The following is a 12,753-nucleotide window of genomic DNA, read 5'->3' as shown; positions in this document are numbered from 1 at the left end:
CTGGGGCGTTTTCCGCCGCGAAGAAGGCGACGCGTCTTGATCGGCAAGACCTCGTTATCGTTCTTCGCCGCAGCCCGCGTCCGGATCAGGCCGACACCGTCGCCCCGATCCGCCGCTGCACCCAGGCCCAGATCCCCAGCGCCAGCGCCGAGATCAGCCCGCCGGCGACGACGATCCCGTTCCAGCCATAGGGCCCCCACAGCTGCGCCCCCAGCAGCGAGCCCAGTGCGCCGCCGACGAAGTAGCAGGTGATGTAGCCGGCATTCAGGCGGTTGCGCGCCGCCGGGCGCACCTTGAAGACCGCGTTCTGATTGCTCACGTGCACCAGTTGCACGGCGAAGTCGAGTACCAGCACCCCGACCAGCAGCGCCACCAGCGAGTGCCCGGCGAACCCCAGCGGCAGCCAGGACAGCAACAGCGCCAGCAGGCCGATAGTGGTGGCGAATTCGCCCTTGCTGCGGTCGGCCATGCGCCCGCCGAGGTTGGCGGCCATGGCGCCGACGGCACCGGCCAGGCCGAACAGGCCGATCACGCCATCCGAATAGCCGTAGGGAGGATTCGCCAGCAGGAACGCCAACGGCGTCCAGAACAGCGCGAACAGGCAGAAGCTCAGCAGACCCAGGACCGCCCGCAGACGCAGCACCGGTTCCTCGACGAACAGCCGGAACACCGAGCCGAGCAGGGCCGGATAGCTCAGCCCGGCATTCTGCCGGTGGTGCGGCAGGGCCCGGGACAAGGCGAGGGCGCAGACGAACATCAGCCCGGCAGCCAGCAGATAGATGGCGCGCCAGTCGCCGAACGATGACAGCGCTCCGGCCGCCGTGCGCGCCAGCAGGATACCCAGCAGCAGGCCGCTCATCAGTGTGCCGACGACTCGTCCACGTTGCTCCGGTGGCGTCAGGCTGGCGGCCATCGGCACCAGCACCTGGGCCACCACCGAGAACAGCCCGGTCAGGGCGGTGCCCAGCAGCAGCCAGGGCAGGCCCGGTGCGAAGGCGCTGATCAGCAGGCCGATGGCGCTGATCAGGGTCATCACCACGATCAGCCGGCGCTGCTCGAACAGATCGCCCAGCGGCACCAGCAGCAACAGGCCGGCACCGTAGCTCAACTGGGCGGTGATGACGATGGTCCCGGCGGTGGCCATGCTCAGGCCCAGTTGCTGGGCGATGGTGTGCAGCAGTGGCTGGGCGTAATAGTTACTGGCCACGGCCAGGCCGGTTGCGGTGGCCATCAGCAGGATCAGGGCAGTACTCAAGGGTTTGTTCGGTGTGTCGGACATTGCCTGTCTCGTTGTGTGATCTGGGTGTGCGGAGTATTCGGAATGTCTTAGCATGACGCCAATGCATTGTTTTCATTTTATCCATCTGCAAACGAGATACAGGCGATGAACCTGAAGCAGATCGAATACGCCCTGGCAGTGGCGGACGAGGGCAGCTTTACCCGGGCGGCGGAGCGTTGCCATATCGTCCAGTCGGCGCTCAGCCATCAGATCGCCCGGCTGGAGGAACACCTGGGCACGCCGCTGTTCGAGCGCAGTTCGCGCAAGGTCCGGCTGACCGCCGCTGGCGAGGCCTTCGTGCGCAGCGCCCGACCGGCGCTGGAGGCGACCCGGCGGATTGTCGCCGAGGTGGCGGCGGTGTCGGGGGAGGTGCGCGGCAGCCTGTCCATCGGCAAGATCTCGTCGCTGACCGAGGTCGATCTGGTGGAACTGCTGGCGCGGTTTCACGGGCTTTACCCACAGGTGGATATTCACCTGAACATGAGCAAGAGCGAACTGCTCATGGCGGATGTCCGTGAGCGTCGGTTGGACCTGGCCTTCGTCGGCCTGTGGCCGGGGGAGAAGATCGAGGGGCTGGCGATGCGCCTGCTGGCCGAGGAGGAACTGGTGGCGGTGGTGCCGCCCGGCCATCCGCTGGCCAGCTACGAGTGCCTGCCGTTGGCGAAACTGGAGGACCAGCCGCTGGTGGACTTCCAGGCCGGCACCGCCGGGCGTCGGCAGACCGACGAGGCCTTTGCCGCGGCCGGGTTGCGGCACCGGGTGCAGTTCGAGGCGGGTAACGTGATGCTGGTGGGCGAGTTCGTCCGGCGTGGATTGGCGCTGGGCCTGGTGCCGAGCCGGATTGCCGAGGGCTTCAGTGGCGTGGTGACGGTGCCGGTGTACGACGCACCGTCACGGCACCTATACGCGGTCTGGTCCCATCGGCCGACGCCGGCGGCGGCGGCGTTTCTGGTGTTGCTGGAGCAGGCGCTGGGCCGCCGGGAACACCCCGGCAGCCCCGTGCAGGTCACGCGCTGAAGCCACCGTCGATGGTCAGGCTGGCGCCGGTGATATAGCCCGCCTGCGGCCCCGCCAGGTAGGTGACGAAGCTGGCGATCTCATCGACGTTGCCATAGCGACCGCTGGCCATCAGTGCCAGCAGGCTGTCGGCGAAGTCGCCGTTGGCCGGGTTCATGTCGGTGTCCACCGGCCCTGGCTGCACGTTGTTCACGGTGATGCCACGGGGGCCGAGGTCGCGGGCTAGGCCCTTGGTCAGCCCCACCAGTGCCGATTTGCTCATCGCATAGGTGGCGCCACCGGCAAACGGCATGCGTTCGGCGTTGGTGCTGCCGATGTTGATGACCCGGCCGCCGTCGCCCATGTGCCGTGCGGCTTCCTGGGTGGCGACGAAGACGCTGCGCACGTTGATGGCCAGGGTTCGGTCGAAATCCTCCAGGCTGAATGCTTCCAGCGGTCCCATCGCCAGCACGCCGGCATTGTTGACCAGGATATCCAGGCGACCGAAGGCCTCGACGGTGTTCGTGACCGCCTGGCGCACCGCGTCGGCGTCGGCACTGTCGGCGTGGATCGCCAGGGCCTTGCCGCCGCTGGCGATGACGCTGTCGCGCAGTTCCTCGGCCTTGGCCGCGGAGCTCACGTAGGTGAAGGCCACGGCGGCGCCCTGGGCCGCCAGGTGCCTGACGATGGCCGCGCCGATGCCACGGGAACCGCCCTGGACCAGGGCCACTTTACCGCTCAGATGTTGTTCGCTCATTTCGTTCTCCAAGGTTCAAGGCCGGTAGGGGAAGGTGGGGATGGCCTTGTCGTTGGAGGCAAGTATTGACCGTGGATTGATGACCCGGTAGACGGTAATTGCTACAGTCTGTGTAAACCATAAGTTTATAAAGGTGATCATGGAAAGCCTCGGCAGTATCGAATGTTTTGTCCGTAGCGCCGAAGTCGGCAGCTTTGCCGAGGCGGCGCGGCGCCTGGGTCTGACGCCGGCCGCGGTGGGCAAGAGTGTCGCCAAGCTCGAGGCCCGTCTCGGCGTGCGGCTGTTCCAGCGCAGCACCCGTCGGTTGACCCTGACCGAAGCCGGGCAGTTGTTCCTCGCCGAGGTCGGCACCAGCCTGCACAGCATCCAGAACGCCGTGGCCAACCTGGCCAGCGCCAAGGGCCGTCCGGCGGGAACCCTCAAGGTCAGCATGGGCACGGTGTTCGGGCGTTTGTACATCGTGCCGCTGCTCGGCGAGTTCCTGCAGCGCTTCCCGGAGATCCGCCCGGACTGGCATTTCGATAACCGCCAGGTCGACCTGATCGGCCAGGGTTTCGATGCGGCGATTGGCGGGGGGTTCGAACTGCCCCTGGGGGTAGTGGCACGCAAGCTGACGGTGGCTCATCGGGTGCTGGTGGCTTCTGCGGATTACCTGGCGGGGCAGGCACCGGTGCGGGTGCCGGACGATCTGCGCCGTTGCACGGGGATCCTGATCCGTTCACCGCAGACCGGTCGCGTGCGTTCCTGGCAACTGACCGGCCGTGATGGCGAGCAGCAGCCGCTGAGCCTGCCGGCGTGCATGACCATGAGCGATTCGGAGGCGGCCTGCGCGGTGGCGGCCCAGGGCCTCGGCGTGGCCCTGGTGAGCATGCCGTTCGCCGTGCCCTGGCTACGGGCCGGAACCCTGCACCGGGTATTGCCCGACTGGTACGTGGACGATGGCCATATCTCGATCTATTACGCCGAGCACCGGTTGCTGCCGGGCAAGACCCGGGCCTTCGTCGACTTCATCATCGAGTGTTTTGCCGAGCAGCGGTTGGCGCTGCAGTTCGATGCGCGCCCATCGTCCTGACGATACCCATCCCCCTCGGAGGCTAAGCTGTCAACGACGCAGATGCCCGGGCCAGCCGATGATCTGCTTCGGCCGCGGCTTGGCGTAGGTGCGCACCTTGGAGGTCGACAGTCCCAGGCGCACCAGCGATTCGGCAAGGGTTACCGCGGCGGTCACGCCGTCCACCACCGGGACGCCGGTGCGCTGGCGGATCTGTTCATCGAGGCCGGCCATGCCGCCGCAACCCAGGCAGATCACTTCGGCCTTGTCATCCTGCACGGCCCGCTCGGCCTGCCGGACGATGGCATCCACCGCCCGTTGCGGGTCTTCCTCGAGTTCCAGCACCGCCAGGCCACTGGCCCGCACCGAGGCACAACGCTGATAGAGCCCGGCCAGCTTCAAGCGGTCCTCGATCAACGGCACGGTACGATCGAGGGTGGTGACCACCGAGTAGGCATGGCCGAGAAACATCGCCGTGCTGGCGCCGGCTTCGGTGATATCCACTACCGGCACGTCGAGCAGCTCCTGCAGGCCTTCGCGGCCGTGCTCGCCGTAGCCGGCCTGGATCACCGCGTCATAGGGCTGGTCGTAGGCCAGCACCCGGTCCATGACGGCGATGGCGGCCAGATAGCTTTCGAAATTGCCCTCCACCGAGTCGGCGCCGAAGTAGGGCGTCAGACCGACGATTTCGGTTCCCGGCGCGGCGACGGCCTGGGCCTGGCGGGCAATGGCCTCGGTGATCGAGGCGGTGGTGTTGACGTTGACGATCAGAATCCGCATGGGGCAATCCTTGTTCGGCAGGGGAGAGGCCCGCCTGAGGCGGGCCGGTATGTTCAGTGGCTGGGGTTGTCGACGGCGATCGCGGCGCCGCTGACCTCGGTGTAATGGACGTCGCGCCTGGCAATGAGCAGGTAGAGCAGCCCGGCGATACCGGCACCGAACATCCAGGAGAACGGCGAGACACTGTCGAACCCCGGGACCAGGGCCAGCACGATGGCGATCAGCGCGGCCGGAATGAATGCCGCCAGCGCCCGCAGGTTGATGCCATGGCTGTAGTGGTAGGGGCCGGCCGGGTCTTCGCTGTACAGCGCCGGTACGTCGACACGGCCTTTGCGCAGCAACCAGTAGTCGACCATGATCACCCCGTACAGCGGGCCCAGCAGGGCGCCCAGCCCGGACAGGAAGTAAACGATCACCAGCGGGCTGTTGTAGAGGTTCCACGGCAGGATCAGCACGGCGATCGCGGCGCTGATCAGCCCGGCGCGGCGGAAGGTCAGCAGGCGCGGTGCCAGGTTGCTGAGGACGAACGCCGGGGCGACGAAGTTGGCCATGATGTTCACCGCCACGGTGACGATCAGGAACGCCAGGCAGCCGAGCACCAGGAAGAAGGTGTTGGGGATCGAGGCAATGATGTCGGTGGGGCTCTGGATCACTTTGCCGTTGATCTGGAATTGGGCGCCGCAGAGCAGCACGGTAATGGCGGCGAACATCAGGATGTTCACCGGCAGGCCCCAGAAGTTGCCGACCAGGATGGTTCGGCGGCTTGGCGAGGAGCGGGCGAAATCGCAGAAGTTGAGGATCAGCGTGCCGTAGATCGACAGCCACAGGGCCGCGCCGGCAAAGATGTTGCGCCACATCTCGGTGCCGCTCAGCGGCTCGCGGATCGACCAGGCGATGGTCGCGCCGGCCTGGCTGTACATCCACAGGGCCAGGGCGGCCATGGTGAACAGGATCACCGGCCCGGCAAAACCTTCGTAGCGGCGGACCGTTTCCATGCCGTAGGCCAGGATCACCAACTGCACGAACCAGATGATCACGAAGCAGGCCCAGCCAAGCGTGGACAGGCCGAGAATCGAATTGTGGTCATAGTCGGCAAAGCCCGGGTGGATGGCGCTCAGCAGCACCCGGAAGACCACGGAGGCCAGGTAGGTCTGGATACCGAACCAGGCAATCGCGATCACCGCGCGAATCAGCGCCGGCAATTGTGCGCCATGGATGCCGAAGCTGATCCGGCTGATCACCGGGAAGGGCACGCCGGTCTTCTGGCCCATGAAGCCTGAGAGGTTCATGAAGAAATACACCAGTGCCGCGCCGATACCCAGCGACAGCAGGATCTGCCAGCCGCCCAGGCCCATCGCATAGAGGCCGATGGCGAAGGAGTAGTTGGCGATGTTGTGCACATCGTTGGTCCACAGGGCGAAGATGCTGTAGCCGCCCCAGCGCCGGCCTTCGACCCGGGTCGGCGCCAGGTCCGGGTTGTGCAGGCGCGGACTGAGGGCGGTGGTGTTGGGGTCGAGCGATGAGACGGGAAGATCCAGTGCGGCGTGTGACGAGAGACTGGTAGGCATTCCGGCTGGCTCCTGGCTCCGGGCTGAGGTCCCGCGGGGTGGCGGGGCGGCGCTCGGCGAGCTTTTTGTATGTAGGTTTAGGTTAAGTTGTATACAAGTTCGCTGTCGAGCTAAGCCAGTTTTGTGCCAGTTTCCGATCTATAAAATTTCCCGCTAATTTCTTTTTCTTCTTTTTGTTTACTAACTACATGAAATTAAAGAACTATAAGTTGACCGATCGAACAGCTATTTTGCTTTGTGCAGCTATTCGGAGTGATGCGTTATCGCCGTGATCGAATGAGGGTCTGTCACTTTATGGTGCGCAGGGATTTACTGTGCACAGTGATGTGACACTTATGGTTACAGGAGTGTGTACAGTTATTTTCTCGCCATTTGACAGCCTCCCGCTGGTCGTTCGATAGTGCCGACGCCTGCCCTGGTACCGCTTTCTCTCGTTCTTCCAATAAAACCAATCGGAATCGGAGTCTCGGATGTCTGCACCACGCGATACGGCTACTCAACACATTTCCTACGCTGATCTGGTTGTGCTTTTGCAGCAGGTTTTCCTGCGCCACGGCACCTCGCCGGAGGTGGCGCGGGTGCTGGCCGGGAACTGCGCCAGCGCCGAGCGCGATGGCGCCCACAGTCACGGTGTGTTTCGCATGCCGGGTTACGTTTCGACGCTGGCCAGTGGCTGGGTCGATGGCCACGCGGTGCCGGTGGTCGAGGACGTGGCGCCGGGCTTCGTGCGTGTCGATGCTGCCAACGGATTTGCCCAGCCGGCCCTGGCCGCGGCCCGCGAACTGTTGCTGGAGAAGGTCCGCAGCGCCGGGATCGCGGTGCTGGCCATTCGTAATTCCCACCACTTCGCGGCGCTCTGGCCGGATGTCGAGCCGTTCGCCTATGAAGGCCTGGTGGCGCTGAGCGTGGTCAATTCGATGACCTGCGTGGTGCCCCATGGCGCGGAACGGCCATTGTTCGGCACCAACCCGATCGCCTTTGCCGCCCCCCGGGCCGGCGCCGACCCGATTGTGTTCGACCTGGCCACCAGCGCCATGGCCCATGGCGACGTGCAGATCGCCGCGCGCAAGGGCGAGCAGGTGCCGGCCGGCGTTGGCGTGGATCGTGAGGGACGACCGACCTGCGATCCCAAGGCGATCCTGGACGGCGGGGCGCTACTGCCGTTCGGTGGGCACAAGGGCTCGGCGCTGTCGATGATGGTCGAGCTGCTGGCGGCGGCCCTGACCGGCGGGAATTTTTCCTTCGAGTTCGACTGGTCCCGGCACCCGGGCGCCAAGACGCCCTGGACCGGGCAACTGATCATCGTCATCGATCCCGCCCGCTCGGCCGGAAGGGATTTCGCCGAGCGCAGCCAGACGCTGGTCAGCCAGATGCATGGCGTGGGTCTGCAGCGCCTGCCCGGTGACCGGCGGCACCAGCAACGGGCCACCTCGCTGGCGCATGGCATAGAACTGTCGGTGGAGGCGTTGCGGCAGTTGCGCGAGCTGGCCGGGTACTAGGCCAGCTCGACAGTGAGTGGGGCGGGCCGGTCAGGAACGGCGGCCCAGCAGCAGACCGACCACCAGGCCGAACCCGGCGGAGATCGCCACGGTCTGCCAGGGGTGGCCGCCGATGTAGGTCTCGGTCGCCTCGACCACCGGACGGGTGGTTTCACGCACATGGGTGACCGAGTCCAGGGCCTGCTTGAGTTTCTGGCTGACCTGGGCGCGCAGGCTTTCACCTTCTTCGCCGACCAGTGTCGCGCTGTCCTTGAGCAGCTTTTCCGATTCCTGGATCAGCGCCTGCAACTCGCTGAAGGCCTGGTCCTTGATCTGGTCTTCGGCGGCTTGTACGGCGGATTTACGGGCCATGGCGATATTCCTTTGCAAGTGAATGAGGCTCTGAACAATGGGAGTCGAACGGAGCGGGGAAAGTTGCAAATTTTTCCTGTCACCCGTGGGGCGAGCGAAAATCCCCGGTCGGATGTTGCCAGCGACAGTGTAAGATACAGCTCTATTTGCACCGCAGGATTTTCCAATGAGCTTCAATCTGGCTAACAAGTCCCTGGCCGAGCGGGCCGCCATCGAGGATGAGAAGTCACGCCTGTTCGAACTCTGGCAGAGCAACCTGGGCAAGGCCAAGGGCGAGGCCGCGCGGCTGTTCGGCGAGCGCGCCAAGCGCAAGGGCAAGTGGGCGGAGTGGGTGCGCGCCGAGCTCGATACCCTGTCGCCGCCGGAATACACCAGCATGGTGCGCAGCGAGGTCAACCGCCTGATGGCGGCGGCCAAGTAGGGCGCGGCTTCAACTGACGCGGGTCACCCAATAGTTTTGCCGGACCCCGGCGACGGCGATCTGCACCTCGTCACCGTCGAGCTTGCCCAGCAGCGCCTGGCCCAGAGGCGAGCGCGGGCTGATCACGGTGATCAGGAGCCCCTCCCATTCCACTTTCAAACCGGCGGCGTCCGGGGCCAGGAACAGCAATTGTTCGCTGCCGTTTTCGGCTTCGAGGGTCAGCAGGGCGCCGAGCTGGATGCCGACCTGCTCATCATAGGGACGCAGGGGCAGTTCCCGGCAGCGCTTGAGGGCCTGACGGATCTCTTCGGTGCGCCGGGCCTGGCCGGTCGCCAGGTAGGACGCTTCCAGGCCGAGGGTGTCGTACTTGTTCTCGGCGACATTCTCTTCATGGGTGGCGGCTTCGTAGGCGGTTTGCGCCGCCCGCTGCAGGACATCGAGGTCGACCGCCAGGGTGTCGACGATGCGCTGATGAATCGCCTGCTTGTCCACGCTGCCCAACCCGTTCAATTGCAGAACTGCAGGACGTTGGCCCGGCTCTTGTCGCTGGGGGCGGTCTGGTCCTGCTGCAGCCAGAACTGGCACTTGGGGTTGGACAGGTTGCGATAGCTGTTGCGGGCCTGGTCCAGGCGCTGCTGCTCTTCGTTCTTGCGCAGGTTTTCCTTGTATTGTTCGAACATCTGCGTCGAGTCGCCCGGTGCCTGTGGCGCAGCGGGCGCGGTCGGGGCCGTGGGCTGGCCCAGTTGCCGGGCCGCATCGGCCAGGGGGGCCAGCGGCTGGGGCATGAACACCCGTGCCAGCAGCCAGGCGGTGAGGGCCAGGGCCACGAAGCCGAGCCAGATGCCCAGGGCGATGCTGCCGGTCAGTTGCAGTGGATTGAGTGTGACATACAAGCGGCGCGGCGGTTGTGGGCGATAAGGCATGGCGGCCTCCTGGCGGTTGGGTCGGTGCAGGCTGCAATTGTCCCATGAAGATTAATCGACGTGGACTCTTCTGCGCAGATGGATTTGCGCGGACAATCGACGCCTTTGCCAAACGGAGCCCTTGCATGCCGGCCAACTGGGATATTTTCTGCACCGTCGTCGACAACTACGGCGATATCGGCGTGACCTGGCGCCTGGCCCGGCAACTGGTGGCGGAGCACGGGTTGGCGGTGCGCCTGTGGGTCGACGATCTGCGCGCCTTCGAGCGGCTGTGCCCGCAGATCGATATCGACTGCTCGCGGCAGTTGCAGCAGGGGGTCGAGGTGCGCCACTGGTCGCCCGAATGGCCGGCGGTGGAGGCGGCGGATGTGGTGATCGGGGCCTTCGCCTGCCAGTTGCCCGAGGCGTACATGGAGGCGATGGCCCGGCGGTCGGTGGCCCCCGTTTGGCTGAACCTGGACTACCTGAGTGCCGAGGACTGGGTAATCGGCTGCCATGGCCTGCCGTCGCTGAAGTTCAGGCAGGTGCAGCGTTATTTCTTTTTCCCGGGATTTTTGCCGGGCACCGGCGGCCTGCTGCGCGAGGCCGGCTTGCTGGAACAGCGGCGGGCCTTTCAGGCCGATCCCGCGGCGCGGCGCGAGTTCCTGCGGGGCCTCGGGGTGGAGGTGAGTGATGGCGAGCGGCTGATTTCGCTGTTCGCCTACGAGAATCCGGCGGTGTCCGGCTGGCTCGAGGCGCTGGCGGCCGACACCCGGCGGACCCGGTTGCTGGTGCCGGAGGGCCGGGTGCTGGCGGATGTTCGGGGCTGGCTGGGTGTCTCTGGCCTGGAAGTCGGTGACAGCCAGGTACGGGGTGCGCTGACGGTGCAGGTCGTGCCGTTCGTCCCCCAGCAGGACTACGATCGACTGCTGTGGAGCTGCGATTTCAACGCCATTCGCGGCGAAGACTCGTTCGTCCGGGCGCAGTGGGCCGGCCGACCGTTGCTCTGGCATATCTATCGGCAGGAAGAGGATGTGCACCTGGAGAAGCTGGAGGCCTTTCTCGCTCTTTATACCCGTGGTTTGTCGGACTCGGCGCGCGATGCGTTCAATGGCTGGTGGCGGGCCTGGAACACCGCGGGCGACATGGCGACGGCCTGGTCGGGGCTGTTGCAATACGAGCGCGAACTGGCCGAACACGCCGAGCGCTGGTGTCAGGAACAGGCTTCTCGGACCGATCTGTCGACAGCGCTGGTACAGTTTCGCCAAAGTTCGATATGATATGCGGCCTAGATTTTTGTACATCCCATCCAAATTCGGATATTCGCAATGAAAACTGGTAAAGAACTGAAACCCGGTACCGTGCTGCGTATCGACAACGACCCTTGGCTGGTTCAGAAGACTGAATTCACCAAGTCGGGTCGCAACAGCGCGATCATGAAGACCAAGCTGAAGAACCTGCTGACCGGTTACAAGACCGAAACCGTTTACTTTGCAGACGACAAGCTGGACGACGTCATCCTCGATCGCAAGGAAGTGACCCTGTCCTTCATCAGCGGTGACTCCTACACCTTCATGGACACCACCGACTACACCATGTACGAGCTGAACGCCGAAGACATCGACGCCGTTCTGCCGTACATCGAGGAAGGCATGCAGGACGTCTGCGCGCTGACCATGTACGAAGAGAAAGTCGTATCGGTTGAACTGCCGACCACCATCAGCCGTCAGGTTGTCTACACCGAGAACGCTGCTCGTGGCGACACCTCGGGCAAGGTCATGAAGCCTGCCAAGCTGGCCAACGGCACCGAGATCCAGGTGGCCGACTTCATCGAGATCGACGAGTGGATCGATATCGACACCCGTGACAACTCCTTCAAGGGTCGCAGCAAGAAGTAATTGCTCGATGTCACATGAAAAACCCGGAGCTTTCCGGGTTTTTTTATGCCTGTTCGCCGGGGCTTGCTTTGGGGGCAAAAAGCTTTGCAGGCAAGCCTTGCTCCTGCAGGATCCGTGGTGTCATTGAAGTTCGACTTCGACGCAGATCCTGTAGGAGCAAGGCTTGCCTGCGAACGGGCCCTCGACATCGCCGAAGGCCCACGGTGACAGCGCTTACTTCAGGTGTTGCTTGAGTTCCCCGGAGGCCTGCAGCAGGGCCGAGCGGACTTCCGGTACCTGGCTGACCACGTTGAGCAGGCCGAAGTCGTGGATCATGCCGTTGTAGCGTACGCTGGTCACCGGCACGCCGGCTTCATCCAGCTTGCGCCCGTAGGCCTCGCCCTCGTCGCGCAGCACGTCGGCCCCGGCGGTCTGGATCAGCGCCGGCGGCAGGCCCTTGAGTTGTGCCGTGGTGGCCCGCAGCGGCGAAGCGTAGATCTCGTTGCGCTGCGCCGCATCGGTGGTGTAGTTGTCCCAGAACCACTTCATCATGTTCTTGCTGAGGAAGTGACCCTCGGCATACTGGTTGTAGGACGCCGTCTCGAAACTGGCATCGGTCACCGGCCACAGCAGCAACTGGAACCTGATCGCCGGTGTGCCCTTGTCCTTGGCCATCAGGCTGACCACGGCCGCCATGTTGCCGCCGACGCTGTTGCCGGCCACCGCCAGGCGCTTGCCGTCGACACCGATTTCCTTGCCATGCTCGGCGACCCATTTCGTCGCGGCATAGGCCTGGTTGATCGCCGTCGGGTAGTGGGCCTCGGGGGACGGCGTGTAGTTGACGAATACCGCGGCCGCTCCGGAACCCACCACCAGGTCGCGCACCAACCGTTCATGGGTGGGGAAGTCCCCAAGCACCCAGCCGCCACCGTGGAAGTACATGAACACGGGCAAGGTGCCCTTGACTCCGGCCGGCCGGACGATGGTCAGTTGCAGCGGCTGGCCGTCGACCTGGATGGTCTTCTGGCTGATGTCGGTGCGCGGCAGGGTCAGTTTCACCCCCGACTGCGCGCCGGACAGCACGGCGCGGGCCTCGGTTGGCGTCATCTGTTCCATCGGCTTGCCGGTACCGGCATTCAGTGCATCGAGAAACGCCTGGGTGTTGTGCTCGATACCGGCGTTTTCGGCGGCGAACGCCCCCTGGACGGACAGTGCGAGCAGAGTACCGGTCAGGACCTTGCTGAAAGTGTTCATGTACGACTCCTTGGTGGG

General features: G+C 64.7%; 14 protein-coding genes. 6 read left to right on the top strand and 8 right to left on the bottom strand.

The features are described from left to right. Positions 1-85: 85 nt before the first annotated feature. Complete coding sequence (locus tag ACMGT0_RS23015) at positions 86-1,279, bottom strand: MFS transporter (protein WP_416769924.1); 1,194 nt, start codon at positions 1,277-1,279, stop codon at positions 86-88. A 105-nt stretch (positions 1,280-1,384) separates the two neighbouring features. Here ACMGT0_RS23015 and ACMGT0_RS23010 point away from each other — a divergent pair, with 105 nt between their 5' ends. Then, positions 1,385-2,296 (top strand): LysR family transcriptional regulator, encoded by a 912-nt coding sequence (locus ACMGT0_RS23010; RefSeq protein WP_054062951.1) that lies wholly within the window; start codon positions 1,385-1,387, stop codon positions 2,294-2,296. On the opposite strand, the gene ACMGT0_RS23005 is transcribed toward ACMGT0_RS23010, so the two are convergent. Then, positions 2,286-3,032, bottom strand: a complete 747-nt coding sequence (locus ACMGT0_RS23005) for a 3-oxoacyl-ACP reductase family protein (protein ID WP_054062950.1) — start codon at positions 3,030-3,032, stop codon at positions 2,286-2,288. The two genes, ACMGT0_RS23010 and ACMGT0_RS23005, sit on opposite strands and share 11 nt — an antisense overlap. Positions 3,033-3,171: 139 nt before the next feature. Here ACMGT0_RS23005 and ACMGT0_RS23000 point away from each other — a divergent pair, with 139 nt between their 5' ends. After that, positions 3,172-4,104 (top strand): LysR family transcriptional regulator, encoded by a 933-nt coding sequence (locus ACMGT0_RS23000; protein ID WP_054063124.1) that lies wholly within the window; start codon positions 3,172-3,174, stop codon positions 4,102-4,104. Positions 4,105-4,134: 30 nt separating this feature from the next. On the opposite strand, the gene ACMGT0_RS22995 is transcribed toward ACMGT0_RS23000, so the two are convergent. Together ACMGT0_RS22995 and ACMGT0_RS22990 are read right to left on the bottom strand one after the other, a co-directional pair. Next, on the bottom strand, positions 4,135-4,863 hold the full coding sequence (locus ACMGT0_RS22995; RefSeq protein WP_054061240.1) for an aspartate/glutamate racemase family protein: 729 nt from the start codon (positions 4,861-4,863) through the stop codon (positions 4,135-4,137). Positions 4,864-4,916: 53 nt separating this feature from the next. Continuing rightward, on the bottom strand, positions 4,917-6,431 hold the full coding sequence (locus ACMGT0_RS22990; protein WP_054061239.1) for an NCS1 family nucleobase:cation symporter-1: 1,515 nt from the start codon (positions 6,429-6,431) through the stop codon (positions 4,917-4,919). 470 nt (positions 6,432-6,901) lie between these two features. Here ACMGT0_RS22990 and ACMGT0_RS22985 point away from each other — a divergent pair, with 470 nt between their 5' ends. Continuing rightward, positions 6,902-7,930, top strand: a complete 1,029-nt coding sequence (locus ACMGT0_RS22985; protein ID WP_416769920.1) for an Ldh family oxidoreductase — start codon at positions 6,902-6,904, stop codon at positions 7,928-7,930. 30 nt (positions 7,931-7,960) lie between these two features. Here the strand turns inward: ACMGT0_RS22985 and ACMGT0_RS22980 are convergent, their stop codons facing one another. Continuing rightward, positions 7,961-8,281 carry a DUF883 family protein gene (locus tag ACMGT0_RS22980; protein ID WP_054059755.1) on the bottom strand — a complete coding sequence of 107 codons (321 nt, stop codon included), beginning with the start codon at positions 8,279-8,281 and terminating at the stop codon, positions 7,961-7,963. Positions 8,282-8,447: 166 nt separating this feature from the next. On the opposite strand from ACMGT0_RS22980, the gene ACMGT0_RS22975 reads away from it, so the two are divergent. Beyond that, a complete protein-coding gene (locus ACMGT0_RS22975; protein WP_010447072.1) occupies positions 8,448-8,702 on the top strand; it encodes a hypothetical protein in 255 nt (84 codons plus the stop codon). A gap of 9 nt (positions 8,703-8,711) precedes the next feature. Here ACMGT0_RS22975 and ACMGT0_RS22970 read toward each other — a convergent pair whose 3' ends face one another. Both ACMGT0_RS22970 and ACMGT0_RS22965 read right to left on the bottom strand, forming a co-directional pair. Next, positions 8,712-9,194, bottom strand: a complete 483-nt coding sequence (locus ACMGT0_RS22970) for a GreA/GreB family elongation factor (protein WP_273826228.1) — start codon at positions 9,192-9,194, stop codon at positions 8,712-8,714. 14 nt (positions 9,195-9,208) lie between these two features. Continuing rightward, on the bottom strand, positions 9,209-9,625 hold the full coding sequence (locus ACMGT0_RS22965; RefSeq protein WP_054059754.1) for a hypothetical protein: 417 nt from the start codon (positions 9,623-9,625) through the stop codon (positions 9,209-9,211). 125 nt (positions 9,626-9,750) lie between these two features. Between ACMGT0_RS22965 and earP the strand changes: the two genes are divergently transcribed. Continuing rightward, positions 9,751-10,884: an elongation factor P maturation arginine rhamnosyltransferase EarP gene (gene earP, locus ACMGT0_RS22960; protein ID WP_416769917.1), complete on the top strand. Its 1,134-nt coding sequence runs from the start codon at positions 9,751-9,753 to the stop codon at positions 10,882-10,884. A 48-nt stretch (positions 10,885-10,932) separates the two neighbouring features. Next, on the top strand, positions 10,933-11,502 hold the full coding sequence (gene efp, locus ACMGT0_RS22955) for an elongation factor P (RefSeq protein ID WP_017905681.1): 570 nt from the start codon (positions 10,933-10,935) through the stop codon (positions 11,500-11,502). A gap of 213 nt (positions 11,503-11,715) precedes the next feature. On the opposite strand, the gene ACMGT0_RS22950 is transcribed toward efp, so the two are convergent. Beyond that, positions 11,716-12,735, bottom strand: a complete 1,020-nt coding sequence (locus ACMGT0_RS22950) for an alpha/beta hydrolase (RefSeq protein ID WP_273826226.1) — start codon at positions 12,733-12,735, stop codon at positions 11,716-11,718. Positions 12,736-12,753: the final 18 nt, after the last annotated feature.

The sequence above is a fragment of the Pseudomonas sp. RHF3.3-3 genome (genome assembly GCF_048069595.1).
GTDB lineage: Bacteria > Pseudomonadota > Gammaproteobacteria > Pseudomonadales > Pseudomonadaceae > Aquipseudomonas > Aquipseudomonas fuscovaginae_B.
Note: the sequence above shows the minus strand (reverse complement) of the source record. Positions and strands in the feature narration are given on the sequence as shown.